This window comes from Pseudomonas sp. NPDC087639, from assembly GCF_044743385.1.
In the GTDB taxonomy this organism is placed as follows: Bacteria; Pseudomonadota; Gammaproteobacteria; order Pseudomonadales; family Pseudomonadaceae; genus Aquipseudomonas.
Map to the genome: position 1 here is coordinate 10322 of NZ_JBIUWI010000032.1, position 23154 is coordinate 33475.

At 59.0% G+C, this 23154-nt stretch carries 10 protein-coding genes; 5 read left to right on the plus strand and 5 right to left on the minus strand.

The window, feature by feature from the left end:
• Window positions 1-5740 (plus strand): Ig-like domain-containing protein (locus ACIOVB_RS15110; RefSeq protein ID WP_401268932.1); only part of this gene is annotated, 5740 nt, incomplete at its 5' end.
• A gap of 215 nt (window positions 5741-5955) precedes the next feature.
• On the opposite strand, the gene ACIOVB_RS15115 is transcribed toward ACIOVB_RS15110, so the two are convergent.
• Both ACIOVB_RS15115 and ACIOVB_RS15120 read right to left on the minus strand, forming a co-directional pair.
• The gene (locus tag ACIOVB_RS15115) at window positions 5956-6315 is read right to left on the minus strand and encodes a DUF6124 family protein (RefSeq protein ID WP_401268934.1); all 360 of its coding nucleotides are present in this window, start codon (window positions 6313-6315) and stop codon (window positions 5956-5958) included.
• 599 nt (window positions 6316-6914) lie between these two features.
• On the minus strand, window positions 6915-10652 hold the full coding sequence (locus ACIOVB_RS15120; protein WP_401268937.1) for a beta-propeller fold lactonase family protein: 3738 nt from the start codon (window positions 10650-10652) through the stop codon (window positions 6915-6917).
• A gap of 497 nt (window positions 10653-11149) precedes the next feature.
• Between ACIOVB_RS15120 and ACIOVB_RS15125 the strand changes: the two genes are divergently transcribed.
• The gene (locus ACIOVB_RS15125) at window positions 11150-11344 is read left to right on the plus strand and encodes a hypothetical protein (RefSeq protein ID WP_401268998.1); all 195 of its coding nucleotides are present in this window, start codon (window positions 11150-11152) and stop codon (window positions 11342-11344) included.
• A 3602-nt stretch (window positions 11345-14946) separates the two neighbouring features.
• On the opposite strand, the gene ACIOVB_RS15130 is transcribed toward ACIOVB_RS15125, so the two are convergent.
• Both ACIOVB_RS15130 and ACIOVB_RS15135 read right to left on the minus strand, forming a co-directional pair.
• Window positions 14947-15342 (minus strand): YbaN family protein, encoded by a 396-nt coding sequence (locus ACIOVB_RS15130; RefSeq protein WP_401268940.1) that lies wholly within the window; start codon window positions 15340-15342, stop codon window positions 14947-14949.
• A 10-nt stretch (window positions 15343-15352) separates the two neighbouring features.
• On the minus strand, window positions 15353-15940 hold the full coding sequence (locus ACIOVB_RS15135; protein WP_187677314.1) for a YecA family protein: 588 nt from the start codon (window positions 15938-15940) through the stop codon (window positions 15353-15355).
• Window positions 15941-16217: 277 nt separating this feature from the next.
• Between ACIOVB_RS15135 and recQ the strand changes: the two genes are divergently transcribed.
• The 3 genes from recQ to ACIOVB_RS15150 all read left to right on the plus strand — a co-directional run bounded on the left by recQ (window position 16218) and on the right by ACIOVB_RS15150 (window position 20828).
• On the plus strand, window positions 16218-18347 hold the full coding sequence (gene recQ / locus ACIOVB_RS15140) for a DNA helicase RecQ (protein ID WP_187677315.1): 2130 nt from the start codon (window positions 16218-16220) through the stop codon (window positions 18345-18347).
• Between the two features lie 134 nt (window positions 18348-18481).
• Entirely contained in the window at window positions 18482-18916 is a 435-nt protein-coding gene (locus ACIOVB_RS15145; protein WP_187677316.1) for a MarR family transcriptional regulator, read from the plus strand.
• 127 nt (window positions 18917-19043) lie between these two features.
• Window positions 19044-20828: a FimV/HubP family polar landmark protein gene (locus ACIOVB_RS15150; RefSeq protein ID WP_401268943.1), complete on the plus strand. Its 1785-nt coding sequence runs from the start codon at window positions 19044-19046 to the stop codon at window positions 20826-20828.
• 106 nt (window positions 20829-20934) lie between these two features.
• Here the strand turns inward: ACIOVB_RS15150 and ACIOVB_RS15155 are convergent, their stop codons facing one another.
• A complete protein-coding gene (locus tag ACIOVB_RS15155) occupies window positions 20935-23124 on the minus strand; it encodes a patatin-like phospholipase family protein (protein WP_401268945.1) in 2190 nt (729 codons plus the stop codon).
• Window positions 23125-23154 lie beyond the last annotated feature (30 nt).

Here is a 23154-nt window from a genome sequence, read left to right on the forward strand (position 1 = left end):
GCCGGATTCGTCCGCGTTGACCCAAAGCGGCACCTTCAGCATCACCGCGCTGGACGGCGTAACAACCCTGACGGTTGGCGGCATCGCAGTCGTCACCAACGGCGTGGCCGCAGGCTTCCCGCAATCGATCACTACACCTTTGGGCAGCACGCTCACCATCACTGGATTCAACGCCGCAACCGGCGTTGTCAGCTACAGCTACACCCTCGCCGATAACGAGGCGCATCCGACCGCCAACGGCGCCAACAATCTGCCTGAGCAATTCGCTGTCACCGTGGTCGATGACAACGGCACCACCGCCAATGCGACCCTCGACGTGAACATCGTCGACGACTTGCCAAAAGCGGTGGACGACAGCAACCCAACCACCGCTTCGGAAAGCCAGCTCACGCTGACCGGCAACGTCCTGACCAACGACGTACAAGGCGCCGACCGCGTGCCGACCGGCCCGATCACTGCCGGCACTTTCACCGGGACTTACGGCACGTTACAGCTCAACGCCAACGGCACTTACACCTACACGCTGAACATCAGCGACGCCGACTTCAAAGCCTTGAACGGTGGCGGCAACGGCACGGAAACGTTCACCTATACCCTCACCGATGCCGACGGCGATACCAGCACTGCGAATCTGGTTTTGCAGATCCACAACAACGACGATCCAGTGATCATCAACGGCCTCGACGTCAACGGCGGCGAGCTGACGGTTTACGAGCAAAACCTCAGCGACGGCACCAGCCCCAACACCCCGGCGCTGACCCAGAGCGGTACCTTCACCGTAACCGCCCTCGATGGTCTGCAAACCCTCACCGTGGGCGGCATCAGCGTAGTGACCGGCGGCGTGGCCGCAGGCTTCCCACAATCGATCGTCACGCCGCTGGGCAGCACGCTGACCATCACCGGTTACAACCCGACAACCGGCGTGGTCAGCTATAGCTACACCCTGGTCGACAACGAAACCCATCCGAACGCCAACGGCGCAAACAGCATCACCGAGAACTTCAACGTCGTCGCCACAGACACCGACGGCAGCACTGCCAGCGGCCAGATCAACGTCAACATCGTCGATGACCTGCCGAGCGCCTATCCCGATGCGGCGTCGGTGGCCGAGGGCGGTACCGTCAGCGGCAATGTGCTGAATAACGACATCGGCGGCGCCGACGGCCCGGCGGTTACCGGCGCGGTGGTCGGCGTGCGTGCAGGTTCCGACACGTCGACCTCGGCCATCGGTGGCTTGAACGCGCAAATCAACGGCACCTACGGCTACCTGACGCTCGATGCCAACGGCAACGCGGTCTACCACAGCAATCCGAATGGGGTGAACGGCCCCGGTGCGGTGGATGTGTTCACCTACACCGTGCGCGATGCCGACGGTGACGAAAGCACCACGACCATCACCATTGATGTCGCCAACAGCAAACTGTATGCGGTCAGTGACACCGACGTCACCGTCTTTGAGAAAGCCCTCGACCTGACCAAGGACGGCGCCGATCTGGCCCCTGGTACGGTCACCGGCAGCGACCCGACCAACACTGGCGAAACCGCGTCGGGCACGCTGGTCGGCTCGGTCACCGGTGCGGTCGGTGCGATCAGCTATGCGCTGGTTGGCAGTGCCACCGGCAACTACGGGCAGATCGTGCTCAATTCCAACGGCACTTACACCTACACCCTGACAGCGCCGGCGACCACCTCGCCGAATGCCGACGACGGCGCCAACACCCTGACCGAATCCTTCACCTATCAGGCCACCGATTCGCTGGGCAATATTGTCACCAGCACCATCGTTGTCAGCATCGTCGATGACGTGCCAAAAGCTGTGAACGACAGCAACGCGAACACCGCTTCGGAATCGTTGCTGACCCTCAACGGCAATGTGCTGACCAATGATGTTCAAGGTGCGGACGTGGTCGCGACCGGGCCGATCACTGCCGGCACGTTTGTCGGGACTTACGGCACCCTGGTGCTCAACGCCAACGGCACTTACACCTACACGCTGAACACCAGCGACGCCGATTTCAAAGCCCTGAACGGTGGCGGCAACGGCACGGAAACCTTCACCTACACCCACACCGATGCCGACGGCGACACCAGCACCGCCAACCTGGTGCTGAACATCCACAACAACAACGATCCGGTGGTACTCAACGGCCTCGACGTCTACGGCGGCGAACTCACCGTCTACGAGAAAAACCTCAGCGACGGCACCAGCCCCAACACCCCGGCGTTGACCCAGAGCGGCACCTTTACCGTCACCGCGCTTGATGGTCTGCAGACCCTCACCGTGGGCGGGATCGCGGTGGTCACCAACGGCGTGGCCGCAGGTTTCCCGCAATCGACTGTTTCGCCACTGGGCAGCACGTTCACCATCACCGGCTACAACCCGGCGACCGGTGTGATCAGCTACAGCTACACCCTGGTGGATAACGAAACTCATCCAAACGCCAACGGTGCCAACAGCCTCACCGAGAACTTCACCGTGGTGGCGACCGACACCGATGGCAGCACCGCCAGCGGCCAGATCAACGTCAACATCATCGATGACCTGCCGACCGCCAAACCCGACACCGGCTCAGTGGCGGAGGGCGGCACGGTCAATGTCAGCGTTTTGGGTAATGACGTCAGCGGTGCCGATGGCGCGGCCACGGTGGTCGGCGTGCGCGCCGGCAGCAACACCGGCACCTCGGCCGTCGGCGGCCTCAACAGCAATATCAACGGCGCCTACGGTTACCTGACCCTGGACGCAGCAGGCAACGCCGTTTACCACAGCAACCCGAACTCGGTGAGCCCGCCGGGCGCCACTGACACCTTCACCTACACCATCCGTGACAGTGACGGCGATGAAAGCACCACGACCATCACCATCAACGTCGCTGACTGCAAGCTCGTGGCCTCGGTCGATCAGGACGTGACGGTTTACGAAAAAGCCCTCGACCTGACCCAGAACGGCCAGGATCTGGCCCCCGGCACGGTCACCGGAAGCGATCCGACCAACACTGGCGAAACCGCCACCGGAACACTGGTTGGCGCCGTCACCGGCGGCAGTGGCGCGATCACTTACACACTGGTCGGCAGCGCCACCGGCACCTACGGGCAGATCCAGCTCAACGCCGACGGCACCTACACCTACACACTGACTTCGGCGCCGAAAACCTCGCCGAACGCCAACGACGGGCCGAACACTCTGAGCGAAAGCTTCACCTACAAAGCCACCGACGCGCTGGGCAACAGCACCACCAGCACCCTCGTCGTCAACATCGTCGATGACGTGCCGAAAGCCGTGGCCTCGGATCGCTCGGTGACAGCGGTGGAGATCGATTCCAATCTGCTGATCGTCCTCGACATCTCCGGCAGTATGGCCGACGCGTCCGGCGTGCCGGGCCTGTCGCGGCTGGCCTTGGCCAAGCAGGCCATCAGCGCCTTGCTCGACAAGTACGATGATCTGGGCGATGTGAAAGTGCAGCTCGTCACCTTCAGCAGCAACGCCACTGACAGAACCGCGGTGTGGGTGGACGTGGCCACGGCCAAAACCATTCTCGCCGGGCTCACGGCGGGTGGCGGCACCAACTACGACGCCGCCGTGGCGGTGATGCAAACTGCGTTCAATACCTCGGGCAAACTCACCGGGGCGCAGAACGTTGGCTACTTCTTCTCCGACGGCAAACCCAACGAAGGCGACATCAACGCCGCTGACGAAGCCGCGCTGAAAAACTTCCTCGATGCCAACAACATCAAGAACTACGCGATCGGCCTGGGCAGCGGCGTGAGCAATGCCAACCTCGATCCACTGGCCTACGACGGCATCAACCACACCAACACCAACGCGGTGGTGGTCACCGACCTCAACCAGCTCAACTCGGTGCTGTCGGGCACCGTGGAAGGCGCACCGGTTACCGGTTCGTTGCTGGGCCAGGGCGGCACCTTCGGCGCCGATGGCGGGTTCATCAAATCCATCGTGGTTGACGGCACCACCTACACCTACGATCCGAAAGCCAACGGCGGACAGGGTTCGCTGGTGCCAAGCGGCGGCGTCAATCACGGTACGTTCAACACCGCAAACAACACGTTGAGCATCGCCACCAACAACAGCGGCACGCTGCTGATCAACCTCGACACCGGCGAGTACACCTACACCTCGCAAAAAACCACCACCACGGTGATCACCGAGAACATCGGCTTCACCGTGAGTGACAACGACGGCGATCTCGCCAGCTCGACGCTGACCGTGAAGGTGATCCCCAACGCGCCGCCAGTGGCGATGGACGACCACATCATCACCAACGTGCTGTCGAGCAACATCGTCGTGCCGGGTGAGCTGCTGCTGGCCAACGACACCGATCCGAACGGCGATACGCTCAACGCTACGCCAACCAGCTTCAACACCGGCTGGATCTCGAAAGCGGCGGACTTCACCGGCACCGGCGCCATCAGCTTCACCGGCACCAACCCCAACACTGCTGCCAACCAGAACCTGGCCAACGTGCGTAATTCGTTCTCGGCCAACGCGGCAACCATGACCGCCGTGCTGGTGGTCAGCGGCTACCTCGGTGCGGTGACCAACACCAACGCCAACGATGAAGATCGCATCACCGTCAACCTGCGCCAGGGCGAAACCCTCAATCTGGATCACAACCTGGCAGCCGGTAACGTCAGCATGGAGTACTCGATCAACGGTGGCGCCTACATGGCGCTGGCGGACGGCCAAACCCTCACCGCGACGTCGAACGGCGTCTACCAGATCCACATCACCAACATCACCAACCCCACGGGTGGTAACGCCAACGGGTTGGAAAACTACCAGCTGACCATGACCCTCAACTACGCCGGGGCACATGACATCACTCCGGATTACAACGGCACCTACACCGCCAACGACAACCACGGTGGCAGCGACACGGCCGCCGTAACCATCAGCTATCAGGATGGCCACACCCTCACCGGCACTGCGGGCGATGACGTGCTGGTGGCCGGCACCGGCAACAACATCCTCAACGCGGGCGACGGTAACGACGTGCTCACCGCAGGCTCCGGCAATAACGAAATGCACGGCGGCGCCGGTAACGACTTGCTCTACAGTGGCTCGGGCAATGACCTGCTCGACGGCGGCAGTGGCATCGACACGGCGAGCTATGCCCATGCGACTGCCGGGGTCACGGTCAACCTTGGCCTGCTCGGTGCGCAAAACACTTTGGGCGCCGGGACCGATACCCTGACCGGCATCGAGAACCTCGTCGGCTCGAACTTCAACGACAGCCTGACCGGCGACAACAATAACAACGTGATCAACGGCGGCTTGGGCAACGACACCCTCAACGGTGGCGGCGGCGATGACCTGCTGATCGGCGGCCTGGGCAACAACACGATGACCGGCGGCGCAGGGGCTGACACCTTCCAGTGGCTCAAAGGCAACAGCGGCCACGACCTGATCACCGACTTCACCCCCGGCACCGACAAGCTCGACCTGTCGCAACTGCTGCAAGGTGAAAACGGCAGCACGTCGTCACTCGATGACTACCTGCACTTCACCGTCACCGGCAGTGGCGCGTCGGTCCTCACCAGCATCGACGTCAGCGCCATGGCCGGCGCCACGCCGAACCAGACCATCGACCTGGCCGGCGTCAACCTGGCTAGCCACTATGGTGTTACGCCGGGGGCGGGTGGGGTGATTGCCAGCGGGCATGACACGGCGACGATCATCAGCGGCATGTTGAATGATCATTCGTTGAAGGTGGATACGGTGTGATTGGCCTTTGATCCAGGCCTGAAACGACAAAACCCGCCGTCCCGGTTGAACGGGGCGGCGGGTTTTTCATGCCCGAAGACAGGTGTTATCTGAGGGGCTGCCTTCGCGAGCAGGCTCGCTCCCACCATTGACCGCGTTCCACTGTGGGAGCGAGCCTGCTCGCGAAGGGGCCAGAGTTGCCATCGAATGCTCAGCGGGTGTTCACCACGCCGGCATCAGCCCGGCAACTCCAGATTATCCAGCACCCGATTCACCGCCAGCTCCCCGAGCATGATCAATTGCGCGATACCCAGCAGCGTTCTGCGCTGCGTCGCGGGTATGAGATGGGCGAAGTCATTGGCGATGGTTCGTGCTGAAGCGAGGGTTTCGCAGGCATCGGCCAGTAGCTCCTCGTTTTTGAAGTCCGCGGTAGCGGCGTACATTCTGCGGTTTTTACGTGGCGGAGGCGTCGAGCCAGGCGAGCAGAGGTAATGATCGAGGGCGCGGTCGGCGGCTTCGTTGAGCTTTTTCGAGTCGAGGGATTCGTAGGGGGAGGTGGGGTCGGTTTCAGGCGGGTTGGGCGTTGGTTTGATCATGGTTAAAGTCTCTAGAGTAGTGAAGCTGCCACCGTTCGCTGCTAACGTAGGAGGTGGCGGCTGTACGCGGGTTAGCAGACCAGGACTCTAGAACCCGGCGCACCGAAGTGCCCCACGCAAAGCCGCCATAACGGCAACGGACTTTGTGCGTCTAGAGAAAACCCGGGCTGCTAAACCCGATCACTGAAAAGTCAGCGACCGAGCCACAATAGAACCCGCCCCCAAGGCGCACAAGCCGGCGGATTCTGGCGTAGCTGTAGGCAAAGGCGCAAGGTTTTGTAGCCTGCGAGAGTGTCTGGGTTTTTTTATTAAACATTTCTGTTTAGAGAGGTAGATCATTAGATCCGTCCCGGTTATTCCACATCATCAAGAGACAATACTCACCTGTGGCAAGGGGATTCATCCCCGAGCAGCCCCAAAACCTGCCACCTCGATCCTTGAGGTATATGCATACTCAGGTTTTGCGACTGCTGCGTCGCCGGACGGGGACAAATCCCCTCACTACAGGGGGCTGTGTCCGGCCGTGTGGAGCTGTCGAGTGAAACGGGGCTGCGAGTAAATAAATACGTCCCCTTTTTTTCCTCTTAACTTTGCTGAGGTCATACGTTATTGACCACAACAACATTTTCTCCATTAATCGCACAATACCAATGTTTGCCAGTAGGAGAAACAGCAATACCTGAAGGGTTTTTTCCAATGCCAATGGTTTCCGTTACTTTTGAACTGCCTGTGTCAATAACTGCAATTTCTTCATCGGCGTATTTTATCGCGTAAATTTTGCTGTTGTCAGGAGTAATTGCTAGTCCTCTCATGACCGTTCCTCCCACGTTAATAGTCCCGACAAGCTTCAGTTGTAGCGGATCAATAATGTAAATAATTCCATCCCCCGTGCTTCCTACAAAAATTTTAGAATCGTCAGATGTTCTTACTACATATCTAGGGCTGATCAAGACGGTGTAGCCCAGTGCAATGGAAGCTATTTCGCTTAAATTTACAGCGTTGACAATCAGGAGGCTATTCCCCTGAAATGGGCAAATATACAGGCGGCTGTTATCTGCACTAACTTTTGCATCTATTGGGCGTACACTTCCCAATGATGTTGTCTGGACAGTCAAGTTTTGAACGTTGACTGTCGAAATTGATTTTCCTGTTTCGTTACATACATATGCTTTGGTGCCGTCCGGGCTTATGCATACTGAGTAGGGGCTTGCGCCAACAGGCAATACCGTAATTGGACTATTTGTTTCAGTGTTTATTATCGTAATACTGTAATTCTCTAAGTGACATACGAAAAGGCGAGCACCGTCAGGAGTAATTGCCATTCTTGCAGAGTGTTTTCCGCCCAAATTAATGGTCTCAATAATGGTATTGCTCACGGTTTCAATGACAAAAACATTGCCTGGGCTACCGTTACTGATATAAGCGCGCTGCCCATCTGGCCGGAACACGATGAACGATGGGGTCACTATGGGAATGCGTGTATTCACCTTCCTCACCGTGATGACCCAGGCATCCGATGGTGGCGCACTGGCATCTGCCCGAACGGTAAAACGATGTTCTGCTATATCCAGCCCATCGATTGTAAGAGTCCAAGTACCGTTCGTTGCGTCGACCTCGGGTTCCCCCTTAATGAACGCACCGTCCAGCACCTGGACTTTCCGACCTTTTATACCTTTCCCCGTCAATACCACGCTGGTTTCAATGGTCCAATCCCCATTTTCGATAACAACCTCACTGGGCGAGCCTTCGACCGAGGTGATTTCTGGCTTCACATCCTCCACAGCCTTGACGATATAAGTGCGTTGCGGAAAGGTCACCGCCTTGGCTTCATCGGTGTCGCCGCCGTAACCAACCTTGAACTCGATCCGCAGCCTTGCGCCATTAGCCAATTTCTTGAGCTCGACCACGGGTGTATACGGATGCATACCGCCGGGCACACCTTCGGGTGGTACTGATTGCCCGTTGTAGGTCACGCTGATCGGTGTGGGATTGTCATCGACAAAGTAACGCAGCCAGATCGGTTGCCCCTCTTTGATCAGCGGCCAGGCGTCAATCCGGGTGAGGGGTTGAACCGGCAGGGTGTTGACGTCCAGTTCGGTATTGGTGTTGCCATTGATGATCGGGCTGGGTAGCCGCGTATCTTCATTCGCAATCGGCAGCACACTCAGAACCAGCGGATCCGATGGTGTGTCATTGCCGGTCACGATGTAGGTCACCGTCACCGCTTTACCAAGGTTGAACGCCACGACTGCGTTGTCCAGAGGGATGTTCAGATCCCCTTGCGTGCTCACATTGATGGGGCCGACGGTCTGGCTGCCGGAACCGGCGGTGCCGGCCCAGGTCACGATGATCTGCGTGCCGATCATGTTGAGGTAGGCTGGAATCACGGCCGTCAGGGCGTCCTTGGCGGCAATCGGGTCGAGGCTTGTATCGTTGGGCGCTTCCTTGATTTTTGGTGGTTTAAGCGTCTCGGCCTCACCCACCACAAACTCCAACGGATTCGAATGGCTGGTGGTATTGGTCGCCACCCGCAGTATGCGATAGCGCGCCGTCACCTTTTTCCCGCGGTTGGGCTCGATGTGCGCCGCCACGAACGCCGCATCCAGCGCGAACTCCACGTCCTTGTCCTTGGACAGTGCATTGAGTTTCTTGAAGTCTTCCTTCTCGCCTGTGACCTCGCCGACCCAGGTATAGGTCACGATGTCGCCGGTTTCGGTCGGGTTGGCGACCGGGCGGGGGGCGGTGAGTTTGCCGATGCCGCCGGGCAATTTCTTGGGTTCGAGGACGCCGTCCTTTTCGCCGAGGACGATGGGTTTGACCAGTTCGAACTGCGGTTTGCCGATATTCAGCAGCGCGGCGTGCTGCGAAGGGCGGCGGCCGATCACGTCGTTGCCCTCGTCGCTGAGCAGGTTGTACGACAGATCAAGCGTGCCGCCTTCCAGGGGGTTACCGTGCGCGCCATTGACGGTGATGATGAAGCCGTCGGGATCAGCGGCCTCGTCTTCGGAGGGAAAGAACCAGTCGAGTTCGGGGTCGTAGATCGTGTTATCGGGCCGGGTGCCGAACCATTTGAGTTCGATGGCGTTTTCCGCTGTGATCAGCGGGTCGTAGGGAATACGGATGCGGTATTCGGGCAAGTCAGGGCTGATGGCACCATTGATTTCATCCAGCGCGACAGGCGCGGCCAGGCGCGTCGGTTCGCCGATGATGTCGTAGGAGCGGGATTTGGAGCGCTGGATGATTTGGCCATCGCGCTCCAGTTCGAACGCGTACACCGCCGAGCGTGTTCCCAGTGCGCGAAGGCTGGCGTTGCTGTGCAGTACGTCGACTTTGGTCGGCGGGTTTTTTTCGATGCTCTGGAGCACCTTGATGTCGATCGATTGCTCCTCGGCGGTGATGCCGGTGAGGCGCATGATGATGACGTCGTCCTTGCTGAATTCGCTCGACGATTGCGCCCAGACCTGCAACACGGGTTTTTCGTCACCCAGCACGTCCAGATCCACCCTGAGGCCGTCGGCCTGGTCGAGGATGGGCGCGTCCAGACGCGAGTTGCCGGTGTCGACCACGATGCGCTCAGCCTTGCACCAGTCTTCGGACTGGTTGAGCACGCGGTCGCGGATCATGTAGCTGACGGACAGGCCATCAAGATCCGAATCCCCGGCGGCCTTGATCCTGTCTCCGTCGATGAGGATTTTGATCGGATTGCTGTCAGGGGCGTCGATCTGCGCCTGGGTGACCGGCGCCGACGATACGGTTTGTCCGGCCCAACCCACGATGATCACATCGCCCAGGGCGACGTTGATGTACGGCAGGCCCGAGCCGGATTTGGGCGCGACGATGATCTGCACGCCGTCCACGAGATGTTCCGGACCGACACCGTCGCGCACCACCTCCGGCGGATCGAACGCCATGGCCAGCTCGGAGTGACCGTAGTCAGGATCGATGTCCTGACCGCCGGGCAGTTCGAGCTTCACGAAGAGTTTGAGGACCGGGCCAGGCTCGAGTGCCTGACTGATGCGCTTGACCGAGTAGGACAGCTCCCATGAGCCGCTCAGCAAGCGTTCCGGCGGCACGAACAGGGTGGTGCGTTCTTTCAATTCAACCGGATCGGTGACGGTTTTCTGGTCCACCGTGTTGCCGTTGAGCAACAGCTTGACGTTGTCGCCCAGATCCTTGCTGGACCACGCGGGGATCTGGACTTTCAACCCTTGTGGAAAGTTGAGTCGCGCGGCGGCTAGGTTGATACCCCACGTCCCGTCCGCCAGCAGGATCCCGCCGGGAATTTCCGGGTCGAGAAGGGCCAATGTACTGATGGGTTTGCGAGGTTGTACGAGCATGCCGGGCACTCCTGCCGTGGGATGGGGTGATGGAGTGATTGAACGCTGGATGTGAGAAATGCGCACCTGTCAGATCTGACAGGTGGCGACGAGTGGTCGTCAGATGTTGCTTATGCGCTAACTGCCAAGCAGATGCCCGAATCATCCCTCCGCTCGTTTTCAGAGCGAACGGATGATCGGCAATCAGCCCCGCAAACATTAAAGACAACGTTTTGATGACGTGTGTGATGTCATCGGATGCCTACAACATCCGCCCAGTGCCCAGAGGTCCTTGAGGCGCCCTCACCTCCTGACGCTATGTATTTGGTTCGTTTGGCGGAGAAGGGCCACCAGTAGTTGCTGGAATCGGTCGACCAATAATGGTGATTTGACATGGGCCATCGCGCCCCGTAGGCCGCGTGTATTTCGTTCAGCTCCGCGTAGCTCGGAATGCGCATGCCAGCGCCTGAAACTCTGGCATTTGCTGTCGACCAGTTCTCATTCCCGAAGCCACGGCAATGAACCACCCCTGTCACTGTCACGGTATAGCTTTTGGATTGGTTGGCACTGTCTTTGGCCGTGATAGTCGCCGTACCATTACCCCGGACAGTCACGAGTCCCGTGCCATCGACTACCACGTAACCTGGAGGGGTGACACTGTAAGTAATCCTTCCCGAGCCACCGGTTGCCTGATGTCTTACCGAGTTGCTTGAGTTAAAGGCGGGCAGCACATTCGAGTCGGGAATGATGTATGTCTTGCCACGCAGTGTCACGGGACTCGTATTGAAGTTCAGCGGTGGTATCGGGTTGTTCCGGGTGAAAGTTCGAGTCGCGGAGTTTTCTCCGGTCGCCAGTGCTTTGGCATATATCGAGTGTCCGCCGAGGGCTATCGCCAGTGTGGTCGTCCACACGCCGTCTTCCTTGGCGGGAACAATGTGTTTGGGGCCGTTGTTGTCATAGATTTGCACATCATACAAAGGCGTCACTTCGCCGGTCAGACTCACGGAAGCGTCAGTGGTATTGCCTCCTTGATTCAGCTCTCCACTTGAGTGTCGAACCGACGTCAGCCTCACTGACAAGTGAGCCTTGGCCGTAAAGAAGTGCACCGGAGAATCCAATTGATCGCCGTAGAGTGCCTTGGCCCTGATGGAGTAATCCTTCCTCGCCGGAATGGAGAGTCGGGTAGATCCTGTGCCTTCGTTGTTCAGAGCGATAGGAAGGCCAATGGCGACGACATCGTCATAAAGCTGAACCTGTTGGTTCGCATCCGCGTCGACGGTCACGGTCACCTCGGTGTCATAGGTTTTCCCGTTATGGCCGACCGGTCCTTTGGAGTCGTTGACCGCGGTAATGCTGGGTTTGGTGGCGATCCCAATGGTGAATGTTCGCGGTTGTGAGATCGGTACGTCAGCGTCGTATAGCGCCTCTACTGTTATGGTTTGCAGACCTTCGATCAGGCTGGCAACGGGGCACACCCACTCCCCGGATGGCTTGACTTCAGGTGTTCCCTTGGCGTCATCGTTGATCCTGACTTCGACCTTCTCGCCTCGCGTAGCCGTGCCGTGGATCGTCACACGCTTGTCGTAGGTCAACCCCGCTTCAGGGATTTCCTTATCTTGCGAATCTTGCACAAGGGTGATGATCGGGGTCACATAGTCGTAGCGGGTGCGGATGGTCAGTGGCAGGTTCGGAAACTCGATTGCAGCCCCCACATTAGTGCTGCCATCGAAAATCACTTTGCATTTCACGATGGCGGGTGAGTTGTGGAGCAGCTTGAGCAATTCAATTCTTGACAGCGTTTCGTCCAGGCCTCGGATGACTTGCTGATCGCTGATGATCTCGTGATCTTTCAGTACTTCAATGATGACGGGGCCTGCACTGGTAAGTGCTTCGACGATGATCCAGACGCGTTGCCCCTTGGCGATGAACGGCCAGGGTTTTACCTGCACTCTGGCGTCGCCGACGTATTCCATTAGATCCAGAATGTCGCCTTTCGCTTGCGGAACCTCGGGCCTTGGCAAGTCATTTTCCGGGTTCTGAAAATCAAGGACAGTCAGAGGCAACACCTCTGAAGGTGTCCACAGGCCGTAACGTTGTACGTCGTAGCTCACGTCAACCGAGCGCCGAATGTTGGCGCCGACTAAGGAAGCAGGCAGGTGAAAGGTGACTGTGCCCGAGACTTCGGCAGGTTTCTCGAGATCTTCCGAAGTGCCGGGGCCGGGTGTTCCACGCCACTTCAGCGCTAGCGTGTCCAGCGTCTCGTCCATGGTGGCGTAGCTGCACTCGATGTCGACGCCGTCAATGGCATCCATCGGGTTCAACGTTCTGGTCGGCGCCTGCACGACAGTCGGCGGCAGCAGTTGTCCCAAAGGTATGCCGACCATTACCTCGAATGGCGCCGAATAGCTGTACTTCCCGGTCGTCACATGCTTAAGGGTGTAACGCACGGTGACAGGATAACCAATGTTGGCTGAGACGTACTTGGCGTCTACCCGAAAGCGCACGGTTTGATCGATCGACACAATCGTGATCGGCACGCTGCCCCGGGTGCTGCCATACGCAGTGACGCCAATCCAGTGATAGGTCAGGATATCGCCCTTGACCCAGTTGACCGGTTTGACCAGCACATGGGCCTGGGTATAAACCTGCGTCGGATCGATCACGCCATCCTTTGCTTCTTCCACATCCGGTGCTGGCAGTGTCGCGCGCAGAACGCCAACCTCGACTCTGAGAAAGTCCGATTCGCTGATGCCATAGCGGTCGGCCTCTTCGTTGTACACGCGGTAGTAGAGTTTGAGACTGCCGTTCTCCAGCGCAAGGATGTGCTCGTTCTGCACGTAAACATTCACGAAACCGGCCAGCTCATTATCCTTGCTGACGTCCTGCTGTTGTTCGTGCACGTAGGGTGTGTTGTCTGATTTCGTGCCTTCCCAAATCAGGTTGATCGTATCCCCGATGGCGATGGACGGGTAATCAACACGTACTGTTGCCGCTGTGCTATCGACTGGCAAAATGGCCCCGACCACTTCATTGATCGTCGGCGCTGGCAGCAGTGCCGGGTTGCCTATCACCTTGACAAAAGCACGTCTGGAAGAAAGCGGCGGGGTACCGTCTTGTTTGTGCAGTACGTAGGAGCCATCGAGAGTGCCCCTTGCGAAAAGGCTCACGAACTCGTAGGGGATCGGGAAATCGAGGTAGTAAGGTGGGTTGCTCAGGACCACGTCTCTCGTGTACGTGCGTGAGGCTGTTTCCGGAGCACCGATGCCGATGATCTTGATGGTGATTGTGTCGCCCGCGGCGAAGACGTCAGCGTCCTTGATGTTAATGAGCAGGTTGGTGGCTTGATGATCCAGTCGGTCGAGATGCAGTTCACCATCGTCGTGGTCTTCGAAAATCGCTTCATCCAGCCGTGCGGCACCTGCATCTACTAGAACGGTCGTTTCTTTTGACCACTTTTCGCAGTAGTTCCAGACTTCGTCATGTATCTCGTAACGGATTGGCAGCGCGGTGCTATCGCCAGCAGTCAGTATGTCGCCCGGTAAAGCAGTGATTACAATCTGCGCAGAGCCGTCAGCCTCGGCCTGTGTCACCACATGGGGCTCCAGAAAAATACCGCCCCAACGAACCCAGATAACATCTCGCACCCTGATGTCCGGATACTTCTTGATGGTCATCGGCACACCTTTGGCTGCCCATTCACTGGTTACCCCATTGTTGATCACATCCTCTGGAAGACCGACGATGTCCAGTTCCGAGTGCCACGGCAGATGCTGCTCAACATCTTCACCTGCGGGCCTGTTGAGTTTGACCAGCAGCGTCCGCACGGCGGAAGGATCGTCGGGTTTTGTTTCTCCGGCCCTCGTCACCAGGTAATAACATTCAGCGCTACCGGCGACGATGTCATCGGTCGGCAGAAAAAAAAACAATCGCTTGTTGACCTGTTCGCTTTTTACCTTCAGTTCGAGAATGCTTTCTTGATTCCAGAAGATCTCTATGTCGTCGTCTAGCCCCATCCCCGGATACGGGTCGATGATGCTGAACATCCCTTCTTCCCAGGCAGCAATGTTGATGCCGTTGTCTGCGTCGACGACCGGATGAGTCATGCCGGCTATATAGACGGGATCGAGTCGCAATGGCGCGATGGGCGATACATCGCGACGTGAAGGAAACATAAACAGCCTGAAAGAGGTCATGAGCAAATCCACCTTGGTTATCGAAAACGGGTGGATCTGTTCTAATCTCAGTCATTGCTCATTGGCTACTGTCAGATCTGACAGGTGACTGCCTGTTTCGGACGAATGGTTGCCAGCAGGTGTCAGCTTTTGTGAAGGGTTTTCTGCCTAAGAATGTAAACCGTCACAAGCACCGCACTGGTCAGCATGAACCCTCGCGCCCACGGCAGCGGCACCAGATAGCAGGAAAACAGTATGCTCGCCCACATCAGCCCGATCGCGTAGACCTTGCCCTTGAGCGGAATGCCGTTGCCATCGAGGTAATCGCGAATCCACGGCCCAAGGCGCGGATGCTCGACCAGCCAGCGATAAAAACGCGGAGAGCTGCGGGCGAAACACGCGGCCGCGAGCAATAGAAAGGGGGTAGTGGGCAGGACAGGCAGGAAAATCCCGATCACCCCCAATGCGACGCTAAGCCAGCCGATGGCCAGCAGGATGTAGCGCAACATCAGGGGGCGGTTGCCTATGGGGTTGTCCATAGGCCGTATCTTAGTGGTGACGAGGCTTGAGAATCGCCGGTTTTTCGTCTGGCGCCTGGCACAGCAGGTACAGCGCGGTCAGGGCTTCCGGGATCTGTACGATCATGTCGTCCATCAGGTTGGCGTCTTTGGCGATGTCTTCGAACTCTGGCTGTTCGTCGAACAGGCCCGAACCGACCATGATCGGCAGAAGCATTTCGCTGACTTCTTCTTCGGCGGTTTCGAACCAGGCCGCTTCGCGCAGGAACACGCCTTCCATGAAGCCGATGCACCAGCCACGCAGTTCCGAATCGTCCGGCTCTTCGCCCAGATCCAGTTCGCATGGCAGTTCGAATTCTTCGTCGGACGCCAGTTGGCGGGCGATGTGCGCCTTGAGGCCGATCAGGGTGGCTTCGATCTCTTCGCGCTGTGCCTCGCTGCTGTAATGCGGCTCTTCGGCGAACAGGGCGTCGATCCACTCACGTTCCGATACGTCTTCCGCGCAGATCGACAACGCGGTGAGGTAACCGTGGGCGGCCACGTAATCCAGCGCCTCGTCATGCAGTTCGTCGGCGTCGAGGAAGACTTGCAGGCGGGTCAGTTGCTCAGCGAAGGACATTACGGGGCTACCTTGGGGGAATAAACAATGCGGGAATTCTAGGCCTTCTTGAGCGCTCAAGCCAGCCGCATGGCAGATTTGCCTGATTGCGGCAGGTTTCTCGAGTCTCTTATCAGCGGCACCCTCTGCGGGGGAGGGCTCGGGTATACTGCCTCGTTTTGCGATCCCTGCCCGTATTGCGGCCGCCATGCAACGCGCCCTTACGTTTTGTTTAAGCAGCTCAGGCTGTCTTGAACCAGCCTGAGCAGGGATGTTTCGGTAGATTTTTGGAGTTTTTATGCTCGAACAGGCTCAACGCGTCCTCAAGGACATCTTCGGCTACGACAGTTTCCGTGGCCGGCAGGGTGCAATCATTGAGCGCGTGGCCAGCGGCGGTGATGCGCTGGTGCTGATGCCTACCGGTGGCGGCAAGTCCCTGTGCTTCCAGGTGCCCGCGTTGTTGCGCGATGGCCTGGCGGTGGTGGTCTCGCCGTTGATCGCCTTGATGGACGATCAGGTCGCCACCCTTGAAGAGCTGGGTGTGGCCGCCGCCGCGCTGAACTCCACTTTGAGCGCCGAACAGCAGCGTGATCTGGCGGCGCGGATCAAGCGCGGTGAAGTGAAGATGTTGTATCTGGCGCCCGAGCGTCTGGTGCAGCCGCGCATGTTGTCGTTCCTGCAAGGGCTGAACATTGCCCTGTTCGCCATCGACGAAGCCCACTGCGTATCGCAATGGGGCCACGACTTCCGTCCGGAATACCTGCAACTTGGCCAATTGGCCGAGATGTTCCCCGATGTGCCGCGCATCGCCCTGACTGCCACCGCCGACAAGCGAACTCGCGAAGAAATCGTCACCCGCCTGCATCTGCAGAACGCCGAGCGCTTCCTGTCGAGCTTCGACCGGCCGAACATCTTCTATCGCATCGTGCCCAAGGAGCAGCCACGCAAGCAGTTGCTGGCGTTTCTGGCCGAGCGGCGCAGCGATGCCGGCATCGTCTATTGCCTGTCGCGTAAAAAGGTCGAGGAAGTCGCGGCGTTCCTCAGCGAGCAGGGTTTCCCGGCGCTGCCTTATCACGCCGGCCTGCCCAATGAGTTGCGTGCGTTCAATCAGAAGCGCTTCCTCAATGAGGAAGGGTTGATCATGGTCGCCACCGTGGCGTTCGGCATGGGCATCGACAAGCCCAACGTGCGCTTCGTCGCTCACCTCGATCTGCCGAAATCCCTTGAGGCGTATTACCAGGAAACCGGACGCGGCGGCCGTGACGGTCTGCCGGCGGATGCGTGGATGGCCTACGGCCTGCAAGACGTGGTGATGCTCAAGCAGATGCTGCAGAACTCCGAAGGTGACGAACGTCACAAGCGTCTGGAGCAGCACAAGCTTGACGCCATGCTGTCGCTGTGTGAGGAAACCCGCTGCCGTCGTCAGACCCTGCTGGCCTATTTCGATGAAGAGATGGCCGAACCTTGCGGCCATTGCGACAACTGCGTCGATGGCGTGCAGACCTGGGACGCCACCGAGCCTGCACGTCAGGCGCTGTCGGCGATCTATCGCACCGGTCAGCGTTATGGCGTCGGCCATCTGGTCGATGTGCTGCTGGGCAAGGACAACGAAAAGATTCGCAGCTTCGGCCATCAGCATCTCTCTGTGTACGGCGTCGGCAAGGCGCTGAGCGAGAGCGAATGGCGCTCGCTGTTCCGCCAGTTGGTGGCGCGCGGCCTGGCCGATGTCGATCACGAAGGCTACGGCGGCCTGCGTCTGAGCGACACCTGCCGGCCGCTGCTCAAGGGCGAGGTTACGCTGGAACTGCGCCGCGATCTCAAGCCGCAGGTCACCGCCAAAAGCGGCAGCAAGAGCCCGGCCAGCCAATTGGTGCGCGGCGAAGAGCGCGAACAGTGGGAAGCCCTGCGTGCGCTGCGGCGCAAACTCGCCGAAGAGCATGGTGTGCCGCCGTACGTCATCTTCCCCGACTCGACCTTGCTGGAAATGCTCCGCAGCCAACCGACATCGCTGGCGGACATGGCTCGTGTCAGCGGCGTCGGCGCGCGCAAGCTGGAACGTTATGGCGAGGCCTTCCTCGAAGTGCTCGGCGGCGAAGCGGAGGCGCCGAAAGTGGTGGCCGACGTGCGTCACGAATTGATCACCCTGGCTCGCGCCGGCATGACGCCGATGCAGATCGCCGGTCAGTTGCAATGCTCGGAAAAGAACGTCTACACCATGCTCGCCGAGGCTATTGGCAAGCAGCAGTTATCGCTGGAGCAGGCGCTCGACCTGCCGGAAGAACTGATGGGTGAAGTGCAGGACGCATTCCTTGATGGCGAGGGCGAACTGCCGCCGGTCGCCGAAGTGGCTGAGCTGTTTGCTGGTCGTGTTCCAGAAGGTGTTCTTTATTGCGTGCGGGCTGCGCTGCAATCGGAATTCGAAATGTAAGGCGGCGTTTGCGCCAAGCCCCATACAGTTGTAACGATTCAGTACAGAGCGCCACTTGCCTATAGCTGCAGCTCATGCTTAGCTGACTAATAATTAGTTTTTCTCTATTACTTCAGTTTAATCACGAGAGTTTTATGCCGTTAACCGATCAACACCGCTTTGGCATGCAACTGGCCCAGATGTCGCGCGGCTGGCGTGCCGAACTGGACCGCCGGCTGGCGGGCCTGGGGCTGTCCCAGGCACGCTGGCTGGTGCTGCTGCACCTGGCGCGTTTCGAAGACGCCCCGACCCAGCGAGAGCTGGCGCAAAGCGTCGGCGTTGAAGGCCCGACGCTGGCACGCTTGCTCGATAGTCTGGAAGGCCAGGGTCTGGTGCAACGCCAGTCCGTGATGGAAGACCGCCGGGCGAAAAAAATCGTCCTCTGTGCCCCGGCCCTGCCACTGATTGAGCAGATTGAAACCATTGCCACCCAACTGCGTCACGAATTGTTCGAAGGCGTCGACGAGGCGGATTTGAAGGTGTGCATGCGAGTTCACGGGCACATTCTGGGCAACCTGGAAAAATCTTGAGGCATAACCACGTGCCGGTTTTTTGAGGGATCGCGCTGAGCAAGCTATAAGAACTACTAGGCAATATCGTGTTCGTACCGGATGTGCGAATGCATAGAAGTCGGTTTTGCTTATTAAAGGGATGCTCATGCTCGCAAGTTGGCACGTGGTACTGCGCGTTTGCGCCAAAGGGCTGTTGGTCGCTGGCGCAGTCGGCTATTCAACCTTGTCGTTGGCTCTGGGGCTGGGTGACATCACGGTTCATTCGGGCCTTAATCAGCCGCTCAAGGCCGATATTGCGCTGATCGATGTCGGTGCTTTGACGCAAAGTGACCTGTCGGTGAGCCTGGCCACGGCAGACGAATTCGGCAGTGCCGGGGTCGAACGGGTGTTCTTTCTCAACGACCTCAAGTTCACGCCGATCCTGCATGGCAATCGCCAGATGATCCGGGTCACCTCCAGTAAACCGGTCAACGAACCCTTTCTGAATTTCCTTGTGCAGCTCAATCAGCCCAATGGCCGCGTGTTGCGCGAATACACCGTACTGATCGATCCGCCGGGCTCGCCGGGTATCGTGCCAGCCACCGATGAACCGGATCCGCGTGCGCAGTCTTCGGCGTTTCCCACGGTCGAACCGGTCACCGCGCCGCCCCAGGCAGCGCAGGGCAAGCGCGGAACACCTGCGGTGCCACCACCGACAACGGCGCCGGCCAACGAGGCGCTGGCTGAGCAATTGGCCGCCAGCGTGCTGCAGAGCCAACAATTGCAAAAGTCCCTGGACGAGCTGAATGCGAAATTGCAGGCACAGGATGTGCAGATTGCCGACGGCAAGAAGCAGGTCAGTGATCTGCAGACACGCTTGGCCGAATCTCAGAAGCCACCGCCAGCGCCGGTGGTAACTCCGGCACCAGCTGCGGTTGTTGTACCGGTCGAGTCCACGGACGACGGGTTGAACTGGCCACTGCTCGGAGGTCTGTTGTTACTGCTGGGGGCATTGGCTGCGTTGTTCGTTAACCGTCGACGCCAACAACAGATGCCGAGTGACGCACCAGTGCCGCTGTTGCCGCTGCGCAATGAGGTCGATGTGGATGAACCCGAGAGCGCCGAACCGGTCAGGACTCACGCCTCAGCCGAGCATCGTGAAGAGCCGGCGGCGGGTGATGTCCTGGAAGCCGTGGGCATTTACCTGGCATACGGGCGACTTGGCGAAGCAGCGGGGTTGTTGCGCGATGCGCAGCACAAGGAGCCGGAGCGCATCGATCTCGGTCTGCAATTGCTCGAGGTGCTGGGGCGTCAGGGCGATAGTGCTGCTTACGAGCAGCAGGAAAGTCATTTGCGTGCGCGTGGAGTGGAGGCTCACCAGTTGCAGGATATTCGCGCCCGGCATCCGAAACTGACGAGCACTGAGCCGCTGGCGGCAACGGCGCCATTGGTCGCCAGCATTACGCCTGTCATTGTTGCCGCTCCCGAATCCGCTGCGGCTGAGCATGATTTCGAGTTGAATCTGGATGAGTTGTCGATGGATTCCAGCTGGGATCTGGAGGACAGCCGTGCGGCACCGGTTCAGCCACCAGCCGAAGCGTCCGCTTTGGGTTCCAGCCTGCAAGTGTTGCCGCAGGATTTTGAATTGCCGGAAACCGCGACCAGCGAGGAAGCCGAGCTTGAGTGGATCCCCGAGCCGGACGCGCAGCCGCTGGACGATGACTTTCTCAATGAGTTTTCTGATCCGGAGCCATCGCTCGCGCTGGAGCCGTTGGCGTTGCAAATATCGGAGCCCGAAGAGGCGGCAGGTTCCGGGAAGCTCGAACAGGCTCAGACCTGCATCGATGACGGCGACATCGACAGCGCGATTGCGTTGCTCAATGAATTGCTCAAGGAAGGGGATGAGCCTTTAAAGCAAACCGCGCGGAGCCTTCTGGCAGGCATCCGCTGATCCCCTGTAGAAGCTGCCGAAGGCTCGGGACGCGATCGGACGATCTTTTCAAAGCAAGATCAAAAGATCGCAGCCTCGTTTCACTCGACAGCTCCTACAGGGGTATTCAAAAGGTTTGGCCCAGATTCAAATACACAGCCTGCTCATTCGCATCATTCAACCCATAACTGAAATTCAACGGCCCCAGTGGTGTATCGAAGCCAATAAACACACTGGCCGCATTGATGTAGCCACTGTCGAATTCATTGTCGTTATTCCACGCTCGCCCACGTTCCAGCGAGGCGCCGGCGTACAGCGGGAAATCCAGCGGCAGATACGAACGCGGTGTCAGCCGACGGTAATACACCGCCCGCATCAAACTGACGTTCTGCCCGGAAATCGCGTCCTCACGGAAACCTGACAACTGCCGAGCGCCGCCGAGCAGGAAGCTCGACGTCACCACATTGGTGTCGTCGAGTGTGCGGCCATAGCGTCCCCCCAGAATCAGCGTGTCGGGTCCGTGACTCATGGCTTTATCGAGTTTGAATTCCCATTGTCGGTAGCGTGTGTCTGAACCCAGGCTCGGTTCAAATTGCAGGAAGGTCAGGCTGACCTCCTTGCCCTCGTGCGGGTAGTAAACGTTGTCCAGCGAGTCGTAGGAATATTTCAACGAATAGAAGCCTTCGTTGAAGTTTTCGCTGGGCATATCCTGATCGCCAATACGCACGTCGGCCTTGCCCCAGGCTTCACCGACACCCAAACGCACTTCGCCATTGTTGCCGATCTGCCGACCGACATTCAGGGCCATTCCGTAGCGCTCGACCCGGTATTGGGCGATCGGATCATTGTCGAGCACCGCATCGACGTTCTGTGCCTCAAACACCACCGAGGGCGCTATGAAATAGCGAGAGCCGACGTCCAGTGGCTGATAGAACTCGCTGTACAGCTCCTGTTTTTCGCCGATCTGCGCGCGGGTCAGCCATTCCGCACCGAGGCGGTTGATGCCGTTGATACGGTAGCTGGCGCCAAGGTTGAAGGCGCTGGCGCCGCGCATGTCGTCCGACAGGTTGAGGCCGACTCGCAGGTAGTCGGTGCCGCTGCGCTTGCCCCGGGCGCTGATCACCAACGTGTGATCCTGGCCCTTGTGCACTACGCGGTATTGCACCTGCTCGAAGTAATCGAGGCCGTACAAGGTGCCCATGTCCGAATGCAGTCGGCCCAGATCCAGCGGCTCGCCGATGTGCTGACGGATGTAGTAACGGATCACATCGTCGTCGACTTTCGAGTCATTCTCGACCTTGATCGCGGTGATGATCGGCGTGCGTTGGCCGGGCGCGCGCGCGGCGTTGAGTTGGGCATCCTGAGCAACCACCGGTTTGAGCCGTGCCAGGCGGGCATCGAGGATTTTGGTGGCGCGGTAACCGGCATCTATCATTTCCTGGGCGCGGCCGAAATCAGTGACGCCGAAACTCGCCAGCGCCGGTTGGATCAGCACGTCTGTCGGTTTCAGCGCGGCCAGTTGCTCCTCGGAGTTGCGCCGGGTCATCAAGGTGATCGACTGGTTAAGTACATCAACCACGGTGGTCAGTTGCTTGCGGTTGCGCAGCGGCGTGCCGATGTCGACCACAATGGCGATGTCGACGCCCATTTCCCGTGCGACATCGAGCGGGATGTTGTCGGTCATGCCGCCATCCACCAGCAGCCGGCCATCAAGTTCGACCGGGGCGAACACCGCAGGGATCGACATGCTGGCGCGGATCACCTGGGGCAGGTGACCTTTGCGGAACACCACTTTCTCGCCGTTGGCGATGTCGGTAGCCACGGCGCGAAAGGGGATCGGCAGTTTGTCGAAGTCCCGGGTGTCGCTGGTGTGCGCCAGCAGGCTTTCCAGCAGCAGCGCCAGGTTCTGGCCCTGAATCACCCCCAGCGGCAGGCCGACGCTGCCGTCGTCGCGAAAGCTCAGTTTCTGTTTCACCAGAAAATCGCGGTCATCCTGCTTGCGCCGGAACGGCACGTCTTCCCGGGGCGGCGCATCGGACAACGCCTGTTGCCAGTCGATGCTCAGGGCGAGTTTTTCCAGTTCGTCGATCTTGTAGCCCGAGGCATACAGGCCGCCAACCACCGCGCCCATGCTGGTGCCGGCAATCACATCGATCTTGATGCCTTGCTCCTCCAGCGCCTTGAGCACGCCGATGTGCGCCAACCCGCGAGCGGCACCACCGGACAGCACGAGGCCGACTTTCGGTCGCGGCGTTTCGCTGGCGAAAACGAACAGAGGAAGGAAACCAAGCAGCAGGCAGAACAGCAGACGGCGCATTGTGAGTCTCGGGGCAAGCGGTAAAGCCGG

What these genes read in the sequence shown, in the direction of transcription:
- ACIOVB_RS15115 (WP_401268934.1), bottom strand. Translation starts at nt 6,315, where the DNA reads ATGATCAAACCAACGCCCAACCCGCCTGAAACCGACCCCACCTCCCCC.
- ACIOVB_RS15120 (WP_401268937.1), bottom strand. Translation starts at nt 10,652, where the DNA reads ATGCTCGTACAACCTCGCAAACCCATCAGTACATTGGCCCTTCTCGAC.
- ACIOVB_RS15125 (WP_401268998.1), top strand. Translation starts at nt 11,150, where the DNA reads ATGAACCACCCCTGTCACTGTCACGGTATAGCTTTTGGATTGGTTGGC.
- ACIOVB_RS15130 (WP_401268940.1), bottom strand. Translation starts at nt 15,342, where the DNA reads ATGGACAACCCCATAGGCAACCGCCCCCTGATGTTGCGCTACATCCTG.
- ACIOVB_RS15135 (WP_187677314.1), bottom strand. Translation starts at nt 15,940, where the DNA reads ATGTCCTTCGCTGAGCAACTGACCCGCCTGCAAGTCTTCCTCGACGCC.
- recQ (WP_187677315.1), top strand. Translation starts at nt 16,218, where the DNA reads ATGCTCGAACAGGCTCAACGCGTCCTCAAGGACATCTTCGGCTACGAC.
- ACIOVB_RS15145 (WP_187677316.1), top strand. Translation starts at nt 18,482, where the DNA reads ATGCCGTTAACCGATCAACACCGCTTTGGCATGCAACTGGCCCAGATG.
- ACIOVB_RS15150 (WP_401268943.1), top strand. Translation starts at nt 19,044, where the DNA reads ATGCTCGCAAGTTGGCACGTGGTACTGCGCGTTTGCGCCAAAGGGCTG.
- ACIOVB_RS15155 (WP_401268945.1), bottom strand. Translation starts at nt 23,124, where the DNA reads ATGCGCCGTCTGCTGTTCTGCCTGCTGCTTGGTTTCCTTCCTCTGTTC.